At 40.1% G+C, this 22670-nt stretch carries 17 protein-coding genes; 7 read left to right on the top strand and 10 right to left on the bottom strand.

Annotation, left to right across the window (positions count from 1 at the left end):
• Positions 1-46: 46 nt before the first annotated feature.
• From AB6T38_RS12525 to AB6T38_RS12510, 4 genes are all read right to left on the bottom strand, one after another.
• On the bottom strand, positions 47-1846 hold the full coding sequence (locus tag AB6T38_RS12525) for an MHYT domain-containing protein (RefSeq protein WP_372547640.1): 1800 nt from the start codon (positions 1844-1846) through the stop codon (positions 47-49).
• Positions 1847-2271: 425 nt separating this feature from the next.
• Positions 2272-2598, bottom strand: coding sequence for a DUF2845 domain-containing protein (locus AB6T38_RS12520; protein WP_372547639.1), 327 nt, complete (start codon positions 2596-2598; stop codon positions 2272-2274).
• Positions 2599-2704: 106 nt separating this feature from the next.
• Positions 2705-3538, bottom strand: a complete 834-nt coding sequence (locus AB6T38_RS12515; protein ID WP_372547638.1) for a nitrate- and nitrite sensing domain-containing protein — start codon at positions 3536-3538, stop codon at positions 2705-2707.
• A gap of 445 nt (positions 3539-3983) precedes the next feature.
• Positions 3984-4709, bottom strand: a complete 726-nt coding sequence (locus tag AB6T38_RS12510; protein WP_372547637.1) for a hypothetical protein — start codon at positions 4707-4709, stop codon at positions 3984-3986.
• Positions 4710-5016: 307 nt separating this feature from the next.
• On the opposite strand from AB6T38_RS12510, the gene AB6T38_RS12505 reads away from it, so the two are divergent.
• The 5 genes from AB6T38_RS12505 (at position 5017) to AB6T38_RS12485 (ending at position 9914) form a co-directional block, all read left to right on the top strand.
• Positions 5017-6021 carry a purine phosphorylase gene (locus AB6T38_RS12505; protein WP_372547636.1) on the top strand — a complete coding sequence of 335 codons (1005 nt, stop codon included), beginning with the start codon at positions 5017-5019 and terminating at the stop codon, positions 6019-6021.
• A gap of 416 nt (positions 6022-6437) precedes the next feature.
• Positions 6438-7037: a PepSY-associated TM helix domain-containing protein gene (locus AB6T38_RS12500; RefSeq protein WP_372547635.1), complete on the top strand. Its 600-nt coding sequence runs from the start codon at positions 6438-6440 to the stop codon at positions 7035-7037.
• Positions 7038-7049: 12 nt separating this feature from the next.
• Positions 7050-7580: a DUF2271 domain-containing protein gene (locus AB6T38_RS12495; protein WP_372547634.1), complete on the top strand. Its 531-nt coding sequence runs from the start codon at positions 7050-7052 to the stop codon at positions 7578-7580.
• A gap of 21 nt (positions 7581-7601) precedes the next feature.
• Positions 7602-8435, top strand: a complete 834-nt coding sequence (locus AB6T38_RS12490; RefSeq protein WP_372547633.1) for a DUF4198 domain-containing protein — start codon at positions 7602-7604, stop codon at positions 8433-8435.
• A 21-nt stretch (positions 8436-8456) separates the two neighbouring features.
• Positions 8457-9914, top strand: coding sequence for an NADPH cytochrome P450 oxidoreductase family protein (locus AB6T38_RS12485; RefSeq protein WP_372547632.1), 1458 nt, complete (start codon positions 8457-8459; stop codon positions 9912-9914).
• 224 nt (positions 9915-10138) lie between these two features.
• Here AB6T38_RS12485 and AB6T38_RS12480 read toward each other — a convergent pair whose 3' ends face one another.
• From AB6T38_RS12480 to AB6T38_RS12465, 4 genes are all read right to left on the bottom strand, one after another.
• Entirely contained in the window at positions 10139-11533 is a 1395-nt protein-coding gene (locus AB6T38_RS12480) for an NAD(P)(+) transhydrogenase (Re/Si-specific) subunit beta (RefSeq protein ID WP_372547631.1), read from the bottom strand.
• Between the two features lie 29 nt (positions 11534-11562).
• A complete protein-coding gene (locus AB6T38_RS12475; RefSeq protein ID WP_348491624.1) occupies positions 11563-11844 on the bottom strand; it encodes an NAD(P) transhydrogenase subunit alpha in 282 nt (93 codons plus the stop codon).
• The gene (locus AB6T38_RS12470) at positions 11844-13007 is read right to left on the bottom strand and encodes an NAD(P) transhydrogenase subunit alpha (RefSeq protein ID WP_372547630.1); all 1164 of its coding nucleotides are present in this window, start codon (positions 13005-13007) and stop codon (positions 11844-11846) included. Before AB6T38_RS12470 ends, AB6T38_RS12475 begins: the two co-directional genes overlap by 1 nt.
• 304 nt (positions 13008-13311) lie before the next feature.
• Entirely contained in the window at positions 13312-13908 is a 597-nt protein-coding gene (locus tag AB6T38_RS12465) for a YigZ family protein (RefSeq protein WP_372547629.1), read from the bottom strand.
• A 456-nt stretch (positions 13909-14364) separates the two neighbouring features.
• Here AB6T38_RS12465 and AB6T38_RS12460 point away from each other — a divergent pair, with 456 nt between their 5' ends.
• Positions 14365-16269, top strand: a complete 1905-nt coding sequence (locus AB6T38_RS12460; protein WP_372547628.1) for a propionyl-CoA synthetase — start codon at positions 14365-14367, stop codon at positions 16267-16269.
• Positions 16270-16498: 229 nt separating this feature from the next.
• On the opposite strand, the gene AB6T38_RS12455 is transcribed toward AB6T38_RS12460, so the two are convergent.
• Together AB6T38_RS12455 and AB6T38_RS12450 are read right to left on the bottom strand one after the other, a co-directional pair.
• The gene (locus AB6T38_RS12455; RefSeq protein ID WP_372547627.1) at positions 16499-18130 is read right to left on the bottom strand and encodes a putative bifunctional diguanylate cyclase/phosphodiesterase; all 1632 of its coding nucleotides are present in this window, start codon (positions 18128-18130) and stop codon (positions 16499-16501) included.
• Between the two features lie 863 nt (positions 18131-18993).
• Positions 18994-21669, bottom strand: a complete 2676-nt coding sequence (locus AB6T38_RS12450) for a GNAT family N-acetyltransferase (protein ID WP_372547626.1) — start codon at positions 21667-21669, stop codon at positions 18994-18996.
• Between the two features lie 69 nt (positions 21670-21738).
• Here AB6T38_RS12450 and AB6T38_RS12445 point away from each other — a divergent pair, with 69 nt between their 5' ends.
• Positions 21739-22668, top strand: a complete 930-nt coding sequence (locus AB6T38_RS12445) for a histone deacetylase family protein (RefSeq protein ID WP_372547625.1) — start codon at positions 21739-21741, stop codon at positions 22666-22668.
• Positions 22669-22670: the final 2 nt, after the last annotated feature.

Here is a 22670-nt window from a genome sequence, read left to right as displayed (position 1 = left end):
CAACTATTGAAAAGTTACGGTACTCAAGTTGAAATTTACCTTTATCCTACTTGGCACTATCCAAAATATCATTCAATATATGCATTAAGGATTTAGCCGATTGATTGATCGATGAGACATATTTTTTCTGGGTTGATGACAGCTCACTGTCAAGGAGGATATCGCTAAACCCAACAACGGCATTCATGGGTGTCCGAATTTCATGACTCATATTGGCAAGAAAAGCGGCACGGGCAGAACTAGCTTGCTCAGCCTTGTTTTTAGCTTGAATTAACTCTTGCTCTATAGTTTTCCTTTGTGTGATGTCCATAATGAAACCATCTAAATAACATTCTCTACCATCTTCGCTTTTAACTGCTCGGCCGTATCCAAGCATCCATTTGATTTCACCAAACCTATCAATAATGCGATAGTCAATTACATAACCATCAGGGTGATTAAAATCGGTTTCGACTACGTGGTTTAAATCATCAGGATGAATAAAGTCAGAGAAGTTAAACTTGTTATTAGGTGCAATAAAGTCGTTGGCTGGATAGCCTAAAATATTTTCCACTTCATCACTAATAAACAAAAGTGGCCAATCCTTCTCGTTGATACAACGATAGGCAATCCCTGGTAAATTTCCTAACAGGGAACGAAAGCGAGCTTCGCTTTCGCGCATCTCCAACTCCATTTGCAAACGCCCACGCAGATCACATAAAAAAGCCACAAAAAGATGCTGATTTTCCATTTCAACATGACCAATACGCAACCTCACTGGAATAGTCTGGCCCTGCTTAGTAAGTGCCTCAACATCTCTGCTCGCACCAATAATTTTTGCTTCTTTGGTTCGAAGATAATTACTGATATAACTATCGTGCGCGTCATGGTGGGGAGCAGGAACAACCTTATTAACATTATTCCCAACTAAATCCTCGGCTGACCAGCCCAGTAGTTTTTCAACCGAGCGATTTACACTGATCACTTTACCCCATTCGTTAATGGTAATAATTGCGTCTAAAGCGGTATCCATAGTTGCAACTAAACGCTTTTCATTCTCTAAGGAGTGCGCTGAAATATCTTTATATTTGAAGACAAAATTAAGGGCAATAACAAGCGCTATAATCACAAAGGTAACAACCGCAATGGCTAAAGCCAAAAACAGTGATATATGATCAGATTGTTGGGATAACGCCACTCCTTCGGGTAAGACAAATCGCGCTGCGGCCATTCCGGTGTAGTGCATTCCAGAAATGGCGATGCCCATGACCACACTAGCGATACATATTTTAGAGGTGCGATTAAGCTTAATTAGGGTAAGGTTGTCTAAGCCGAATCGAAAATAAAGGGCTAGGATAGCTAAAGCAACGGCGACTAGAATGGAAAGCATAAACATGGAAAGGTCATAACGTAGCAGCGGAGCCATTTCCATCGAGGCCATGCCGATATAATGCATGGAACCTATTCCTGCCCCCACCAATACGCCACCAAAGATAAGTTGAAAAGCACTTAAATTATCTTTAATAAGAAGGTTTTGGGCGACCCATGATGCGGCTATGGCAGGCACTAAAGAAACCACAGTGAGCGTCATGCCGAAAGAAACATCAGTGCAAAGGTCAAAAGCTAACATACCAATAAAATGCATAGACCAAACACCGCCTCCCAGGGCAATGCTGCTAACCATTGAGGCCAAATGTCGCCGTTTTACCGATAAGGTTTTAGAGGCTTGATAACTTACTTGAAATGCCATGAAAGAGGCGGAAATGGCAATAATGACTGAAAGTAAGACTAACCAAAAATTATAATCACCGATGACTAATAAATTGTTAGGTACTTCTTCAAAAACAGTTTTTATAGAGTTAATCATCCAAATAGAGCCTTGTGGTTAAAACATTTCGCTACTACTAGATAGATTGCTTTGTAAGCATTAATTTCGGCCCTGTAGTCTTAAAATACGGCTATCGAAAATTGTCAGCTCAATCAAAACTAAAGCAAACGTCTCAGTGGTAACGAACATGAAATCTAGTTTATGTTTTAATAAATATATTTATTGAAGTGCCTATCTGGAGGTAACTAACCCCTTGCCCGCTTAATTTACAGGTAAAAAAGGTAAATTGACATATCTAAACTATCAACTTTAGTAGCATAAGCAGAGTATATCTGCATGCTCTAATAAAAGTTAATACGAATACAAATAACCAGCATAATTGAGGTGTAGTGGGAGCAAACAGACAGATAAAGTCTAACTGCATTGCTAATGCAGTTTTATTCTTCTGCTATCCGTGTTGAATTTCAATTGGCCCAATCAGTCCTTTTACTTCTTGGTCCATTTTCTATTGTGATTAGCACCCCATCATGGAATTCTAGAATTTTGTGAAATTTACCTTTAGGTTGCATATATAAAAAGCGCTCTACTTTCACACTGTGGTGCTTTTCTTGATGAGAACTTAAGTCTTCTTTGTAAGTGGGTTCACCGCAGGTCAACATTACATTCAGGGTTGAATCACCAATTTTAATTAACTTAGAACCGCAACGCAGCGTATCTGCATAAACAGAATGACTGATCAAGCTCGTGCAGAACAACAATCCAATGCTAAATTTGTAACAGTACATAAACATTGTGACTTTCCCATGCTTTGAGATTATAGAAGGCAACATCAGTGACCTTAAGCGAGTCATATGAGAATATCAAATCGATGATAAATAAATAACAACCAATATGGGGTTAGGTGTAGGCTTTGATTCGTTTAATTTCGTTGTCTAGTAGGCTATTCATCGTTTCCATTGTATTGCTGGCCATAATAAAATAATTATCACTATCAACGCTAATACTTTGTGGCGCAATAAACTCTTTTTTAATTGTATTCGTAAATATTTTGCATGCGTTTCGCGCTTCAATAATTAAATTCTTACTTTCTTCGTTTGAAAGGCCAGCCAGTAAACTAAATGAGGTCAGGGAGTACTCTTGAATTTTTTGTTCTAAATATTTCAGCTTATTTTTATCTTTGTTAGTTATCTCACCAGATGTGGCCACTGCCATCCCAATTGACCGCGCTTGGCCAATAAATTCCACCGCCATAGGTAACTCTTTCCAAATACATTGAAGGTCTAATATTTCTCTTGGTAACTTATGGGTTTTCTTCCAATCATCGGCAGCAACTTCCATTAGTCTTAGTAGATTTTCAATCAAGTTAGTATGTTGTGTAAAGCTATCTGTAGAAGATAACGTAAAACACTTTTTTTCAAGGCGAGGCCAATGGTCAATAAAACTCAACCATCTTGCTTGTTTGTTAAACACATCATCTTTATTTAAATCTACGATGCCAATATTGATCTTTTGACGCAACTCAACAATCAATGGTTCAACCCTAAGGTTGCCATTTATATAGCCAGCAGATAACCCTCTGTGCCTTTGCAAGTTGCCAATTAGAACTTTAAGTTGACTAATAACCTCGAGGGCACGGATTAACCTAATACGGTCAGTAAGTCTCGTGTAGGCTCTTACGGAAACTAATGAAAATATTAAAATGGTTAATATGATGGTAAATGTCTCTAACATGTATCTCCTAATCGAGGTATCAAAGTATAGCAGCTTATAAAGTGAGCCATACAGCCACTGATATAAAGTGGTTAGCCTGGCTCGCGATTATAATGATTATTAAACCGGTAATAATGTATAAAAAGCAATTATTGAGCCACTACAGAATTTTAAGAAAGGAGATGCGAAAAAGAATGCCTTATAGAGACGATGCACAAACAATTATTAATCTATTGCTTATTAGCAGGCTAAATCTCCCACTTTGATATCTGCGCTGTTACCAATCAGCTCTGTTTTGTGCACACAACCAGTACACGCGCCCTTTAATGGTGCATCTATTATGCTCATTGTTCGCGTAGGCGAATTGAATCGAAACCCATTAAGCAGTTTAAAATCCTACTATCTTGTGTATTTGCAACTTTAAAGGTCACGCTACATCGCTAACCAAAGGCGCTAATGTTGATTATCACCTAATAACAGTAACACGCTTTCCACAGCTGAGATTTGTTAATGTAGCTTCGGACGATTGAACAGCTACTTTGCCACTATTTTTTGCATCACGTATCGACTTTTCTAATTTGACTTTTAAACCTAGATGTCTCTTATTCACGTAATGATAAAGAGGTAACTTATGCTCAAGGCTGGGGATAAATTGAAACGAGTCCATTTTAGACGCGCAAACAATCCGTTCAGCCTCAATGTCGGTTGCAAAAATCACATCCACTAATTCAGTGTCTAATTTTTTCGCGATGGAATTAATACTTTCAATAAAATGACAGTTAATATTAGATTCTGCGCAAAAATCAATGGCACCACGAAAACTTGATAACACCCCAATGACGGAGGTCTCATCAACGACACAATCACTTTTATCTAAACAGATGAAACCAATTTGTATATGACCAATAGCTTCATCAATTTTAACTAATTCACTGAAGTGTTCGCCCACTACGTTGAGCCTAAATGCTTCGGCATCTAACACCCCTGCATCGACCATCTTTAAGCCACGCAGAGACGGATAAAATGTGAACGAGGGTTTTATATCAACAGCTTGGTAGATATCTGTATAATATTGAATTACGTTCGGAGCATCTTTATCATCTTTTAATACCCCCACAATATTGACGGTAAAATTGTCAGCTCTACCTGAAAATGCGATGGACAGGAGGGCTAAAATCAATAGTAATTTCATAATCTACCAATTCATTTAGATTAAGCTGAGTTTAGCAGAAATACTCTTTGTGTAACTACAATTTGCTCACGTCCTGTTGTTTTCTAGACTTTTGATTAACAACTTCAACTTGGTGTAATTTTTGCTGGAAACCTAATTAAATATGTTATTAAGGTTGTTAACATTGTTCTTTTGCGGCTAAACGTTTTCCGGTTAAATCATTTTCTGCAACTGTTTCCTGCGTTAACAAAAACCGAATAACGCCACTCTAACTGCTTGTTATCGTTATTCAAAGTTGCAGAACATTATCTCGTTTACAGGAAAAAAAATGATAAAAACCACCACAATATTTACTTTGATATTCAGTATTAGTTGCTTTGCATCTTCGCAAAACACAGGAAAATACGGGCCGAAAACCTTCCCTAGTGAAGAAAAGTGGACTGCAATTGTAGCAGCCTACTCTCCAGAAATTAAAGCCATCGATGCGGCTTTTTCACAAATCAGTGATGCGCAAATTGAACAAACACTGACAATTAAAGGAGTGAAGTACCAACTAGGACATTTTAAAGGTGAGCCTATAGTGATTTTCACAACAGGTATCAGTGTTCCTAACGCAGCAATGACTATGCAAATGGCACTCGACTACTTTCCAATTGATAGAGTTGTGATGATGGGTATAGCAGGTGGTGTAAATCCTGAATTTCAACCTGGAGATATTGCAATTCCGGAACGCTGGTATTTTCACGATGAATCCGTTTACGCCAATCCTAAAGCAGGCAAAAAAGACGCTTATATACTTCCTGACTACTATGAAAACGCGTTAGAGCAATATCAGAAACGTGAAGAAACTGATCCCAATGCCCCAAAATATGAAAGCTTCGGTTTTATCCACCCTGAAGAGATGTCAGTCATTAAACAAGGCTGGTCTAAACCTCAACAAATGCCCTATTTTACTGTCACTCCAGAGCTTCTAGACTTAACCCAAAAAGCGCTTACATCAATGGCGACGATTAAAATGCCATCGGGACAACCTATCGACATAAAAATTGGTGGCAATGGAGTAACGGGTTCCGTATTTTTGGACAATGCTGAATATCGAAATTGGCTTCAGAGAGTTTACGATGCGCAGGTGGCTGAAATGGAATCTGCAGCGGTTGGTCAAGTGTGTTTTGTTAACGAAGTAGATTGGATCGTTATCCGCTCCATTAGTGACTTAGCTGGTGGGCAACAAGGTAAAAATGTTGAAAATGTATTCGACGCTATTGCCTCAGGGACCGGGGCTCAGCTATTGGTAGGATTATTGGAGCAAATTGTAAAACTTCAGGCGCAGTAATCCTCCTCTACATTGTTTAAACCATAATATTGTATAGTTGCCCTTCAACTGAAGGGCTATTTCATCACATTACTAACCAAAGCCTGACCTCGCAAATATTCAAACCTTTCTAACCTTCTAAACGTTGTAACTTCTAATCACCCCTTTTTGAGAATGGTTCTTATTAATATTTACATTCCAATTATTTTTATGTAGTATTTCTGCGGTCAATTTTAGCCCTTAAAGAAATATTAGAATTTAGACTAAGATTACAAATTTATGCCAATAATAGTAGCTTCAAAACTCACTTCATAGACTTGTCCAGGAGCATTAAAGTGAAGCATGAGTCTGAATCAAAACTATACAACCCCGATGGTTTAGACGGCGTGAGTAAATGATAAGAACGTTAACTTAGCAGTAGAGTATAAGGTAGAAAAATGGGCTTTTCATTGGGCACAATTAGGCAATGGCACTGGATTAGTGCCTCTATTTGCATGGCAGGTATGCTTCTTTTCGCAGTAACTGGCATTACCCTCAACCATGCTGCTGACATTCCCGCAGAACCGACATTTATTAGTGTTGAAGAACAATTGCCAACTCCTCTATTGCAACAATGGTTGAGTGCAAGTTCGTCTCCGGAAAGGCTTTCAAGCAAAATTAATGATTGGCTTTATGCTAACCATAAAATTGCCCTGCCTAGACAATACAACAGCGAATGGGATGGGGCTGAGTTTTACCTTCCTTTAGCGCGTCCCGGCGGAGACGCTTGGTTAGCCATTGATACAGAAACAGGAGATTTTATTTACGAAGATACAGATAGGGGTTGGTTAGCATATTTTAATGATCTACATAAGGGTCGCGATAGCGGCACCGTTTGGCGTTGGTTTATCGATATATTTGCCGGAGGTTGCATTATTTTTAGTGTTACTGGCTTAATTTTATTATGGCGTCAATCTTCCCATAGACAGGCAACAGCTCCATTAGCGGCGTTAGGCGTTTTAATTCCGCTAGTCCTTATGCTGTTATTTATTCACTAAAAGAGTAACGATATGAATACACCCAAAATATTAATAGTTGTGAGCGCTATCTTTAGTATGTTTTCAGCGGCTGCGAATAGCGAAACACTGACTCTTAATGTTGAAATCCCGCAATTAAATGTCGCTGAGTATCACAGTCCTTATGTCGCAGTTTGGTTAGAAAGCAAATCTCGAAAGTCGACGCAAATAGCTCTCTGGTATGACATCAAAATGGCTGACAATGAAGGGCAAGAATGGCTCAAAGATATACGTCAATGGTGGCGTCGAGGCGGTCGCAGTTTAGATCTGCCTTATGATGGTCTAACCTCAGCCACTAAAGGTCCAGGAAGTCATCAAATTATAATCAATTTAAACAAAGCAGAATTAAAAGATCTCGATGCTGGTGATTACAAATTGCGAATTGAGGCAGCTCGAGAAGTAGGTGGCAGAGAGTTAATTGAGATACCTCTCACTTTGCCACTAGATAAATCTGCTCTACCTATTTCTAAAAGTGGTAAATCAGAGCTGGGCAAAATTAGCCTGAGTTTACAAACTAACAATTAATTATTTACCGGAGTAAATTATATGAACACCTCAAATTTATTAAAAGTTATCACCGCAGGTATTCTTACTGCTTCAGTTGCGATGCAAGCCCAAGCTCATAGAGCATGGATGCTTCCTAGCTCAACAGTATTATCAGGTGATGCCCCTTACGTCACCTTTGATGCAGCAATTTCCAACACCTTGTTCTTCCCAGATCACGTAGCCATGAATCTTGCAACAGTGAAAGCCTATGGTCCACAAGGTAATGCCGTAGAACTTTTAAACGCTGCCAAAGGTAAATACCGCAGCACGTTTGATATTCAGCTAAACGACGAAGGTACATACAAAATTGCCACCAGCGGTGGCGGTTTACGTGCCAGATGGGAAGATGAAGATGGCAAACGTAAAATGTGGCCAAGACGTGGACAAACGGCTCAAGAATCAGAGTTTGACACTGCAGTTCCTAAGGATGCGAAAAAACTACAAGTAAGTCGCGGTTACCGCCGAGTTGAAACATTTGTTACCTTGGGAGCACCGAGCGATAAAGTGTTTACACCAACGAATCAAGGTATTGAAATGATTCCACAAACTCACCCTAATGATTTGTATGCCAGTGAAGCGGCAACTTTTACGCTTTTAATTGAAGGGGAGCCAGCCAAAGGAGCTACCATTGAAATTATTCCTGACGGTGTGCGTTACCGTAATCAGCAAAATGAAATCAAGCTAACCGCAAATGAAAAAGGTGAGTTTGAAGTAACTTGGCCAGCAGCAGGACGTTATTTTTTAGAAGCAGAATATGAAGATAACAAGGTTGCCTTACCTGCAACTAAGCGTACTGGAAGTTATGCTGCGACTTTAGAAGTATTACCCATGTAACGTAACTGGAAAGATACGCAATTGAATGAAACATTACGGATTAGTGTAGCGGTTATTTTAACGCTAGCATGGTTGACTTGGTGTGTTGGCTTATATGTGCGTCACAAACGCGCGCAACCTAAAATCAACTTAACGGCATCAACCTTAATTGCTTATGCCAGCCAAAGCGGAGCTGCTGCTGCACTAGCTGTGAAAAAAGCACAGCAAATCGGTACTCAAGAGGCAGTAAACTTGCTGCCTCTTGACCGCGTTGACTCGCAAACCTTGCAGGCCACTAAACAAGCTCATTTTGTAGTAAGTACCTACGGTAACGGCGAGCCTCCAGATAATGGACAACGTTTTTATCAAGACATGTTGTCAAAAAGGTCGGCTGTTGATCTGTCACATTTGCACTACAGTGTAACGGCTTTAGGTGATAGCTCTTATGAACACTTCTGTGCATTTGGCCATAATTTACATAGTGTTTTAGCCAATTTAGGCGCAAAATCAAAAGCTGATGTGATTGAGCTTGATAGTCAAAGCATGCAGCAAATGGCATCTGAAGAGCAATCTCCTCACCTTTGCGATTGGCAACTAACCGCGCGACAATGTCTCAACCCTAAAAGTGATAATCCTCCTCTATATTTGCTTACTTTTCAGGTGAACTCTGAACTCCCAAATTGGCAAGCTGGTGATGTAATCTCAATTCTGCCTTGTAATGATCAAAAAAGTGTTGATGCTTGGTTACAAAAATATCAGCTAGACGGCAGTATGGTTGTCTCAAAAGATGGTATCAAGCAACCGCTAAAAAACCATTTAACAAGGTGTGTATTACCAGAGCACTTTAACTCTGCAAAGACTGATCCTGAGATTTGGCTAACTTCATTCAAACCTTTACCAAATAGAGAGTACTCGGTAGCGTCTGCCCACTATGAAGGGGTGTTAAAGTTAATTGTACGATTACAGACCCACACAGATGGTAAACTTGGAATTGGCTCTGGTTGGCTGACTCAATTCAGTAAAATCGGTGATATAACTCAAGGTATCATTCGCAGTAATATTCGTTGCCATATTGAAAATGCAGCACGACCACTAATATTAATTGGGGCTGGCAGTGGAGTTGCCGGCTTGCGGGCCCAATTAGCTCAAAGATCACAGCACACCAAAAGTGCACCTGTATGGTTGATTTATGGTGAACGCGATCCAAAACATGACACCATGATAAATGCGGAACTCGAAAGTTGGCAACAAAAGGGCTTAATCTCAGAGCTACATTTTGCTTACTCAAGAGACCCAAACAAAAATACTTATGTACAAGATATTTTGCATATTAATTCAGAGAAATTGAAAGCCATGGTGCATAAAGGGGCTGATATTTATGTATGTGGTAATAAAGCGGGAATGGGTGATGGAGTCCATCGAATTTTAACAGAGTACTTGGGCCTAGAAAATGTATCCGCTTTATTAACCTCTGGACGTTATCGTCGAGACTTATATTAAGTTAAAAGTTGTTCTTTAATAACACTAGTGGTGAATAGTAACTCGCAATTAAAGAAAGCTGAATTAGGGGCTTTAGAGGAACTCAACAGATTCGCCATTAAGTTTTTTAATCTAAATCTACGAGCAGAATATTAGGTAAATGGAAACGAATAATAAGGCAATTGATAAAGTGCACTTTTCAAATGAAAAGTGCACTTAGTAGGTAGACAATATAGATCGAGAAATTAATCTGCAAACTGCCTAATGATTGATCCTAAGGTTTCTTTTGCATCCCCAAATACCATGCGGCAATTAGGTTTAAAGAATAGTGGGTTATCCACCCCCGCGAAACCGGAAGCCATGCCTCGTTTAAGTACAAAGACATTTTTCGCCAAATCAGCGTTAATTACTGGCATACCATAAATGGGACTACCTTTCATTTCACGAGCTGCTGGGTTAACTACGTCATTGGCTCCAATAACCATGGCCACATCAAAGTTTTCAATACGTTTGTTAATTTCATCCATTTCAAACAATTGTTCATAGGAAACATCAGCTTCCGCTAGAAGAACGTTCATGTGTCCAGGCATGCGCCCAGCAACCGGATGAATGGCATAAGCCACTTCTGCACCATTTTCTTCAAGTAACACCTGTAGTTCTTTCATCGCATGTTGGGCCTGAGCCACTGCCATACCATATCCAGGGATAACTACCACTGATTGTGCAGCTTCTAACACGTAATAGGCATCATCGGCAGACAAGGGTTTCACTTCGCCTTCAATAACCATATTCGACTCGACAACCGGCATAAACCCACTAAATAGTACGTTAGATAACGAACGGTTCATGGCTTTACACATAATACTCGTCAGAATAATACCACTGGCACCAACCAAGGAGCCTGCCACAATAAGAATATTGTTTTGTAAAGCAAAACCAGCAGCACAAGCAGCGAGTCCTGAATAACTGTTTAATAGGGAAATAACCACTGGCATATCGGCTCCGCCGATAGGTAAAACCAGCATAATTCCAAACAGTAACGCTAAGCCCATCAAGCTATAGAGTACAATACTAAAACCAGGAGAAAATTCTGGCTGCGCAATAAACAAGTAACCGCCAAATAAAATGGTTGCAACTAATAACACGTTAAAAATCACCTGACCTTTAAAGGTAACTGCTCTTCCAGTAATTCTTTCGCTTAGTTTTGCCCAAGCGACCAAACTGCCTGAAAACGTTACAGCACCAATAAGCAGCGCTAAAAAGGTCACAAACATTATAAAGCCTGAAAATTGGCCGTTTGATTCTACGGTTGACCAAGCCACAAATACACTGGCAAGACCACCAACACCATTTAGTAGTGAAACCAGTTCAGGCATTGATGTCATGGCAACTAACCGAGCGGCAAAAAAGCCAACAATACTACCGGCTAGAATAGCAATGGCTATCCATTCAAAACTCACAATATTTTTATCAAACATGGTGACCACAATTGCTAGAAGCATACCCACAGCAGATAATAAATTACCTTTTCTTGCCGAAGATGGGTGTCCTAACAATTTCAATCCGAAAATAAATAACGCGGCTGCCAGCACATAAGTAAGATTAATTACCAATGCTGAAGTCGAAGTAGTTTCTATCATTTTAAGTTCCTCTTAATCTTCAGTTTGGATTAGTTCTTTTTCTTAAACATGGCAAGCATACGATCGGTAACTAAGTAACCACCTACCACGTTAATCGTGGCAAGAAAAACCGCGAATGCACCCAGAATCTCAGCGTACTGCCCTAGGCTATCGTCTCCAGCTAAAGCTAAAGCCCCCACTAAGGTAATACCTGAAATCGCATTAGCACCAGACATTAAAGGCGTATGTAAAGTAGCAGGAACTTTTTGTATAAGTTCAAAACCAACAAAAATCGATAGCAACAAAATAAATAATAAATATATAGCTTCCATTATGCTTTCTCCTGCTGATTATTGGCTTGTTCGTAAAAGGACTTAATCATCTTATTAACCACTTTACCTTGGTGAGTAATGATGCAACCAGATTGCACTTCATCTTCAATATCTAACTCAAAACGGTTATTGTCTTTTGACCAAAACTCGCTAATTAAATTATATAAGTTACTGGCATACATTTGCGTTGCATGTTTGGCCACGCCATTTGCCCAATTACCCGTTCCAACTAAACTAACCCCATGTTTGATCACCGTTTCTCCTGGAACTGAACCTGCGACATTTCCGCCCGTCTCGGCTGCCATATCAACAATCACACTTCCCGGCTTCATCATTGCAATGGTGGCATCATCAATAAGTTGAGGGGGTTTACGACCAAACAATTGTGCAGTAGTGATCACGATGTCTGAGTCGGCGATACATTTAGCTTGTTCACGCTGTTGAATTTGCATTTGTTCAGGCGTTAACGCTTGAGCATAGCCTTGGCCAGTCTCACCGGTTTGTCCTAAATCGATATCAAGGAATTTAGCCCCTAAAGATTGAACCTGTTCGGCAACGACAGAGCGGGTATCAAATGCGGTAACACTCGCGCCTAAACGTTTGGCGGTCGCGATAGCTTGTAAACCTGCCACTCCAGCCCCTATTACGAAGACTTTAGCGGGTTTCAAAGTACCTGCCGGAGTCATCATCATAGGCAGCACAGAATCAAGAGTATTAACTGCCTGCATGATCATTACATAACCTGCCAAACTTGCCTGAGAGCTTAATGCATCCATTTTTTGGCAGCGACTAATTCTGGGGATCATTTCCATACTGATAGCAGTAATATTGGCAGCACACAATTGATCGACAAAAGCGGGTTCGTTGAAAGGATCCAAATAACTAACAATGAGTGCTTCAGGTTTAAGCAAACTGATCTCATCAGCGGTTAATTTATGTAAGCTCAGTACAATATCAGCCTTTTTTAAAAGCTCGTCTCGACTGGCGATAACTTCAGCTCCTGATGCTTGATAATCACCATCCTGAATGTTAATCGCTGCACCAATACCAGACTGAATACATACATCAGCACCTAACAATTTGTAAGCTTTAACATTGACAGGCATTAATGAACAACGCTTCTCACCAGGCTTAGATTCAGCTGGAAAAGCAATAACAGGCATATACCTTCTCCTAATTTCAGTAATTTAATGTGGGTACTATGCCCGTATATGTTACCAAATAGATATTCATATTGTTTATATGGAATATCAAATTAATAAGTTACGCTTAACAAATAGCTGAAATGAAACTCACAATTAATACGACAAATGGCTTTCAAGGGCAGTAATAGTAAGGGTTCCAGCCAATTACAAGGGTACATTTAACGGCTTAAATGCCTAAATTTATGGAGAGAAAGTGAAAGAAATATTTAGATTTTAGTACGCTATAAGAACATATTTATAAATAGACTGGGATAAATAATTCTTATAATTGAACGACTTGTATGCCGACGTTGTTACAAGTTGCAATAAAAGCGGCTTTTCTTGACTCTGGAAGAGACACTTGAATGTGCACCCTCTCCGCGTATTCACACTTATCAATGACACCTAAATGCTCATTAGTAAGGTGCCGAATGAACTGTTCGTGTTTAAAATCTGTGTGCAAATTTAGTGGCTCTAACCTTACTTGTTGTTTTACAGGTAAAACCTCTATCACTTGTTGTGCGGAATTTGAGTAAGCCCTCACTAAACCACCTGCGCCAAGTTTAATACCACCAAAATAACGGGTGACGATCAGCATAATATCACCGACATCTTTGTGTTGCAGCACATTTAAAATTGGTTTTCCAGCTGTACCACTTGGCTCTCCATCATCCGACATTGCGGCGCTAACCGGTGCCTTGGGATTTCCCAATAAGTAAGCCCAGCAATGATGTCTGGCATCGGGATATTGCTGTTTTATGGACGCAAGTTGAGCCATAGCTTGCTCTCGGCTATCGGCAAAACTCGCGCAAGCGATGAACTTGCTCTTTTTGACCTCATAGCTCAATTCAGTGTTTTGTGCAGGAATAGGATACGACATAGACTTGGTATTATACCTAATTCTGCAGAAAAGGTTCTAATAGAACCTAATTATTTCAAATAGCCTGATAAACCCGCATTTGCTAACAATTAAAAAGTAACCTTGTAAACTTTCAACCACAACTACAAAAATAACAAAGAAGATACAGATATTTAGCCCCTAACATCCCTTAATGACAGCCTAACGATTATTTTACATCCCCCCTCCGACAACCTCTCCTTATTTATTGAAACGACTGACACAGATAAAGAAACCCCATACCCAACGGGGCCTACAATAGGAAAACCTTGAAATTTAAAGGCATTATTTTTTTGGCTAAAACATCACAGTGACAAATTCTGCCTATATAAGCCCAAGGTCTTATCCACTTTATTATTGTTTTCTAGTATGATCGCGCAACTAAAAACTTACAAGATAACTTACAGATCAAGTTAACTTACACATGCGAGAAACAAAATGTCTTACAAAACTGAATATGAGCAGTCTATTAAGCAACCAGAAAAATTCTGGATGGAAAAAGCCACTAAGTTACCTTGGTACAGTGAACCAAAAAACATTTTGAGCAAGGATCTAAACGGTATTCATCGTTGGTTCGAAGATGGTTTAATGAATACCTGTTATATGGCGGTGGATTATCACGTTGAGCAAGGCCTGGGGGAGCAAACAGCAATGATTTATGACTCCCCGGTTACCAACACAAAAGCCAGCTATACCTATAGTCAACTGCAACAAGAAGTCGCTCTTTTTGCAGGCGCTCTTGCCAAACAAGGCGTAGGCAAAGGCGACCGAGTCGTAATTTATATGCCCATGGTGGCAGAAGCGGTGATTGCCATGCTAGCGGTGGCGCGTTTAGGGGCGATTCATTCCGTTGTATTTGGCGGATTTGCACCTCATGAACTTGCCGTGCGAATTGACGATGCAGAACCTAAAGTGCTAGTTACGGCTTCCTGCGGAATCGAAGTGTCTAAGATAATTGAATATAAACCTTATGTGGATGAAGCCATTCAGCAAGCTAGCCATAAAGTTGAGCACTGTATTGTTTTACAACGAGAACAGTGCAAAGCAGAACTAATAGCTGGTCGTGATATAGATTGGCACAGTGCAATGAAGTCAGCTACGCCCGCAGACTGCCAGCCAGTAAAAGGCACAGACCCGTTGTATATTCTGTACACCTCAGGTACTACAGGCAAACCTAAAGGTGTAGTAAGAGATAATGGCGGCCACGCCGTAGCATTACACTACTCAATGGAAGCCGTGTATAACATGAAACAGGGTGACGTGTTCTGGGCGGCATCAGATGTTGGTTGGGTAGTAGGCCATTCATATATCGTTTACGGGCCACTTCTTAAGGGTTGCACTACCATTGTCTATGAAGGCAAACCAATTAGAACGCCAGATGCCAGCGCTTTTTGGCGCGTGGCTCAAGAATATAATGTCAAAACCTTATTTGCTGCACCAACTGCTTTTCGAGCAATTCGTAAAGAAGACCCAGAGGCCAAATTATTAGCAGACTTCCCATTGCAAAACTTACAAACCATTTTTATGGCGGGAGAACGGCTCGATCCCCCCACATATCAATGGACCTGTGAAAAGACCGGAAAACCGGTTATCGACCATTGGTGGCAAACCGAAACAGGCTGGGCAATTTGTGCAAACTTGCTGGGGATAGAAGAAAGACCGACTAAACCTGGCTCCGCAACTCTACCTGTGCCAGGCTTTGATGTGCAAATTTTAGATGATGAAGGGAACCAGGTGCCACCCTCGAAACAAGGTTCTATTGCTATTAAACTCCCCATGCCACCGGGCTGTTTACCAACAATCTGGGGAAACCAAGAACGTTTCGTTGCCGGTTACCTTACTCAATATACAGGGTACTATTGCTCAGGTGATGGCGGATACAAAGATGAAGACGGATACGTTTTCATCATGGGTCGAACAGACGATGTTATTAACGTTGCAGGCCACCGACTTTCTACCGGAGAAATGGAAGAGATTTTGGCTGCCCACCCTGCTGTAGCGGAGTGTAGCGTTATAGGTGTTCACGATAGTTTAAAAGGTCAGGTTCCTATTGGAATGGTACTTCTTAAAGACGGAGTCGATATCGATGAAAGCAAACTTCAAGCTGAGTTGATTGCCAATGTAAGACACGAGATTGGCCCTATCGCATGTTTTAACCGCGCTATTGTTGTTAAACGCTTGCCTAAGACTCGTTCTGGTAAAATATTGCGTAAATTATTACGCCAAATATCAGCTGGTGAATCATATAATATTCCTTCAACTATTGAAGACCCTGAGAGTGTCACAGAAATAGCCTATATGATGGATAAACAAGGTTTAATTAATATTAATAAGGCGTCATAAATACGAAATAACCATAATGTAACTGCGGTCAAAGATATGCTTATTAATCATTTCTATGACCGCAGTTTGATATGTTTTGGTGTAATTCCCAACACACCTTTGCTCACGTCAAGTGGGCTTTTTTACGATCATTTCAAATTCGACAAGCATAAATTTAATCTCTGTATTTAGGTTTAACTGGAAAGAGATAGTGGATTAGCAAAAACGGTAAGAAGAACTAAGTCCAAACTCACAGGCTTGTCGCAATAAACTTTTTGAAAATATCAAATTGCTCAGCCGGAACTGGTTTTTGGAAAAAGTAGCCTTGTCCATACTGACACTCTAAGTTTTTCAAGAGTTGATAACATTGATAGGTTTCTATGCCTTCGGCAATTATTTCCATATTTAATTCATGACCCATGGCAATTATTGTTGATGCAATAGTGTTATTTGCCGGCATAAAACTTTTATCTATTTTCAACACATCGAAAGGCAAGTTTTGCAAGTAGCTCAAACATGAATAACCTGTACCAAAATCATCAAGTAGTAGTTTTGCACCTAACTCTGATAACTCATGTAAGGTCTGAACACTCACTTTATCTTCAGTAATGGCAATATTTTCAGTGATTTCAATATGTATACTCTCAGCAGATAATGCATGTCTATTTAAGGTATTCGCTAATCGTTTAGCAAAATGCTTATCTTTTAGTTGATAGGTGGATACATTGATTGCCATAGCGTGATTTTTTGCACCTGCGTCGAGCCAAACTTTGCATTGTTTGCATGCCTGCTCTAAAACCCAATTACCAATATCTACAATAAGCCCGGCATTTTCAGCAATAGGAATAAACTCATCCGGTCCGATAACTCCATTTTGAGAGTTTGTCCATCGTAAAAGCGCTTCGCTACCTATAGTTTGGTTATCAGGTAAATGTACGATTGGTTGATAAACGAGGCTAAGTTCATCGCACTCAATTGCTCGATGCAGTTGAGCTGCCAAAGTGAGTCTTCGATTAAGTTTGCTGCCAGACTGCATATCGTAAGATTGAAATTGATTCTTACCGGCATTTTTTGCCTGGTACATGGCTGCGTCGGCATGTTTTAAAAGAGAGTTACAATCTTTACCATTTTGCGGATAACAAGCGATGCCAATACTGGCAGTGACATAGGACTGGATACTTTCTAATTCGATTGGTTTTCTCACGGCTTCTATAATTCGATGGGCAATATTGTCAATTGTTTCAATAGAGTCAAAACAATCAGTCACCGCAACAAATTCATCACCGCCGAAACGCAGCACTGAATCACTATCACGAACAGTATGGGCTATGCGTTTAGCCATCTCAACTAACAATTTGTCCCCTACTGAATGCCCTAAGGTATCGTTGATATCTTTGAAACGATCTAAATCAACAAACATCACCGCGAATTGGGCAGCCTGCCGATCTGCTTTAGCAATAGCGGCCTCAATGGTATGGTCTAACAAATTTCTGTTGGGTAAACCGGTTAATGAGTCTTTGTAGGCTAACTGTTTAATGCGCTCTTCACTTTTCGCAAGAGCCTTGATTGCTTCAGTTCTTTTGTTCAGAACCGTAGTCACTGCATTTCCAATTTTGTGAGTAAAAAACAGCACTGAAATGGACATGGCTATTGTTATTAAGATAGTAATAAGAGTCACTAATTCAACAGTTTTTTGAACTGGGGCTTCGAACAAAATGGAATTTTGTTTAAATTGACTTAAGGCTGAGATTAACTCATTTTGTAATTCTAGTAAGGTTATTTCTTGACTTTCGTATTGCGCTATTAACCGTAAAGTCTTATCTGCAATAGCTAAATCCTTCTTGCACAAGGTAATGATTGCTTCAGTATTAATTGCTTTCATGAAAAATCGTTCGAAAAAACCGACCATGTCTAAGCATGTTTGAGGTTGTTCACGAATTTTCAGTATAACCTCGCGAACATCATCAATAGAATAGATACTATGTCTCGGAGCTATAGGTTTAGGTGCGAAAATTAAAGCACTTAATTCGGCTGTATGTTTAAAATGGCGAATATTAAGCTGATGGAAATAACTCGTTTTGTCGACCTTAAAAAAGCCCCATATCAATACAACTGAAAATAAGAAAATAATGATCGTGAGGAAGGTGAGAGCCTTTTTAACCCTGCTATTATCAATAACCATCAATTAATGTGCTCTGCAATTTACTACCATCTGACATCCGTAATTGGAATCAAACAAAAATAGCTCCTGTTTGATTCCAATTAGTATTTAAACTTATATATAGCACAGTTAATTAAATCGCGATGTTAAATATCGATAATAAATTAATCATCCCTACTTGTTTTTTGCGTTATAAAATACAACTATAAAAACTGTATTTATAAAAAAATAAGTTAGATAGCTTTATTCAATTCTGAATTTACTGGCGATTCTCATCCCGATTGACCGTTGCATTTCGGTCTGTAGAGGTTGTGCATCTTCTCCAACGAGGGAGTTACAGGACACCATTTTACGCACGTTTGTCCGGAAACACGGCTTCAGTCTACTTTAGGGGAAGAAGTGTTACGTAGCATTGACAGTTGAGATATAAAAAAGTGATACAAATCTTAAGGTGTTACAACAATACACTCTATTTCCTGAACACTGCCTAGAGGCATAGGTGGATTTTACTCAGTAAAACGTTTTCTTGAAACGTTATCACCTTTTAAAGTTAAATTTCAGCCTATGGTATTCCCAGTTATTTTCTACTGAAGATACTTCACCACATTGAAAATTGAGCGGTCTTCTACATCGCGCTTGATTTCAAAGCCTAGGCTTTCACAAAAGCCTAACATGCCCGTATTTTCCGCTAAAACCATTCCTTCCATGCGTTCTAACCCTTTTTGTCTTGCACTTTCAATTAACGCATTCATTAAACGCACAGCAATACCCTTACGATGCCAGTCATCTGCTACCACTACAGCAAATTCACAGCTTACTTTATCAATATTGGTAATATACCGAGCCACACCTATTTCACGGTCCATATCACCACTGCTAATGACTGCGAGTAAGGCCATTTCCAAGTCATAATCTATCTGAGTAAAGCGGACCAACATGCTTTGCGGTAATTCTTTAATGCTTTGCATAAAACGAAAATACTTAGCTGTGGGTGACAAAGAACTGACAAATTGACGCTCTAAATTAGCATCTTCAGGTCGAATGGGACGAATCTCTAGCACCACACCAGAACTTAGCACTTCTGTTGTCGCCAACTCCATAGGGTAAGGATGAATTGCCATATGATCATAGCGCCCAGCTTGTGAGTGCGCAGCGATTGAGATTTTCGCATCTAAAGCAATGGCGTCATATTCATCTACTACCAGTGGATTAATGTCCAACTCTTTAATCCATGGCAGCTCACAGGCCATTTCAGATAAACGTAATAATACGTGTTCAATGGCCCCCATATTACATCCTGGTAGTTGTCTAAAGGGCCCCAACATCTTGGCAATTCGTGTATTGTTCATTAATTCACGGGCTAGGGTTTTATTCAGTGGAGGGATTGCTACCTCTCTATCCCCCATAATTTCGGTAGCAATACCACCAGCACCAAAGGTGATTATCGGACCAAAAACGGTATCATTGGATATACCAACCAATACCTCCCTGCTACGTTTTTTAATGTACATGGCTTCAACGGTTACACCACTTATTTCGGCTTCGGGGAAGTATGTGGAAACTGAATCAATAATATCGTTATAAGCATTTTTAACCGCCTCAGCGTTTGAAATACCTAATCTCACGCCACCCACATCCGACTTATGAGAAATGGTTTTACTATAAACCTTCATGACAACGGGATAACCGACGTTTTTAGCGATTGCGATGGCTTCATCAATATCGTGAGCCAAACTAGCGTGTGTCGTAGAGATATTATACGAATCAAGGACAGCCATTGATTCAAGGTCAGTTAAGACGGTGCGCCCCTCGCTCAACGCCTTATCAATGATTAACTTAGCCCCTTCAGTATTAACCTTTTCCTCTTTTTGCAAAGGCTCTGGTGCCTGCAATAACAGCCGTTGATTTCGAGTAAAGTTACGTAGATAAGAAAATGCTTCAATCGCTGCCTCTGGGGTAGTGAAAGTGGGCACTTTATTATCTTCTAAATAGGTCCTCCCTTGCGTCACCATTTCGCCGCCCATCAAGCAGCAAATAATCACTTTTGAAGACTTCTTCGATGCTTCAACTATTTCCTTAGCAACTTGCAAAGGCTGAGTCATAGATTGTGGTGACAAAATGAGTACAATTCCGTGCATAGTTTTGTCGTTTAAACATAGCGACAATACTTGTTGATAACGTTGTGGCGGTGCATCGCCGATAATGTCGATTGGATTATCTTTAGACCAATTGGCGGGAAGCACTTCATTTAATTGTTCTTGTGTATCCTTACTTAACGAAATTAAATTCAAGTTCAAATCAGTAGCACGGTCTGCGGCAATGGCACCGGGCCCTCCACCATTGGTAATAATCGCTAGGTTTTCGCCTTCTAAACGTTTGTTAGTAGACAATACTGTGGCACCCACAAAAAGGTCGAAAACACGATACCCTCTAACCGCCCCAGCTTGTCGTAATACCGCATTAAATACGTCGTCTTCACCAGAAATCACTCCTGTGTGCATTTGTGCAGCCATGGTGCCTTTGTTGTGGCGTCCAACTTTTAATACCAACACTGGCTTAACCCGAGATGCTCGTTTTAATTCACTAATAAACGAACGAGCGTGGTTGATACCTTCGATGTACAAAAGAATGCTCTTAGTTTGTGAATCGTAGGTGAGGTAATCAAGTAATTCACCGAACTGTACATCAGCAGCACAACCAATGGATACCACCGCAGAAAAGCCTAACTTACGGGACTTTGCCCAATCAAGGATAGATGTGCATAAGGCTCCTGATTGAGAGACAACCGCCAAACTACCTTGATTAATGTCACCACTATGGAAAGTAGCATTAAGACCCGTTATTGGACGCGCGACACCTAAGCAATTGGGACCAATGAGTCGAATTTTGTGTTGTTTAGCGGTGTGCTGTACTGCTTCTTCAAGTTTCTTACCTTCTTCATTGGCTTCCCCAAAGCCCGCTGACAAAATAATCGCAGCTTTCACACCATGCTTTCCGCACTCTTCTAAAATTTCATTGGTTACCGAGGCTGGAGCGGCAATCACAGCCAACTCAATGGGTTTATGGATCTCAGAAATATGACTATAACAATGTCGACCAAGTACTTCTGGATGGCGAGGATTAATGAAATAAATAGGCCCTTTAAAGGCACTTGAGGTTAAATTTAGGGAAACCGTCTTTCCGATGGTTGATTCACGCTCGCTTGCACCGAACAAGGCGATTGAACTTGGGGAAAAAAACGAATGTAAATAATGTTTCATTTAAAATCTCTTAGATGTCGGCGCGATTGTTTTGTTACTATTATCCCATACTACTTATAGGGTTATTTTATGTCTTCTACGGCTTTTATTACACATCCTAATTGTTTGCTCCATGAAATGGGAGATGATCATCCTGAAAGTCCCGCTCGTCTGCATGCAATTCAAGACGGTTTAATTCAATTTGGATTAGCTGATTTCATACTTAATATCCCTTCCCAAAAAGTCTCTAAAGATCTGTTAAAACAAACTCATACTCCAAAACACGTTGAACAGATTGAACAATTTTCACCGGTAAAAGGCCAGTACTTTCCGATAGATGATGAAACCAGTATGAATCACGTATCATTCGAGGCCGCTTTATATTCTGCTGGTGCAGGTATAGTTGCAATTGATGGTTTATTCAACCATCAATTTAAAAATGCATTTTGTGCAGTAAGACCTCCAGGTCACCATGCCGAGAAAGATAAAGCCATGGGTTTCTGTTTTTTCAATAATATTGCAGTAGCTGCTACCTACGCGAAAAAGCAATATAATCTTACACGAATTGCTATTTTAGACTTTGATGTACATCACGGAAATGGCACCGAAGACATTTTGAAAGACGACCCCAGCATTCTATTTTTATCGTCCTATCAATATCCTTTTTATCCGTTCACCATACCTGAAAAAGCCGCTGATAATTGCTTGCATTACCCATTACCTGCGGGCACGGATTCCACTGCATTTCGACAATGTTACGCTGAACGAGTGCTCCCCGAATTGATAAAGTTCGAACCAGAATTAATTTTAGTGTCCGCTGGATTCGACGGCCATCATAGCGACCCTATGGCAGATTGGGATTTATTAGACTCTGATTATACTTGGTTAAGCCAACAGCTTGTGGACATCGCTGAGAGCCATTGCGAAGGCAGAATAGTGTCATTTTTAGAAGGTGGGTACAGTTTGCCAGCACTTAGAACAGGGGCAATTGCACATATTAAAGCTTTAATGAAAATTTAAAG

Origin of the sequence: Aliiglaciecola sp. SL4 (genome assembly GCF_041538045.1) — a bacterium.
In the GTDB taxonomy this organism is placed as follows: Bacteria; Pseudomonadota; Gammaproteobacteria; order Enterobacterales; family Alteromonadaceae; genus Aliiglaciecola.
This window is presented reverse-complemented; position numbering and strand designations above follow the sequence as displayed.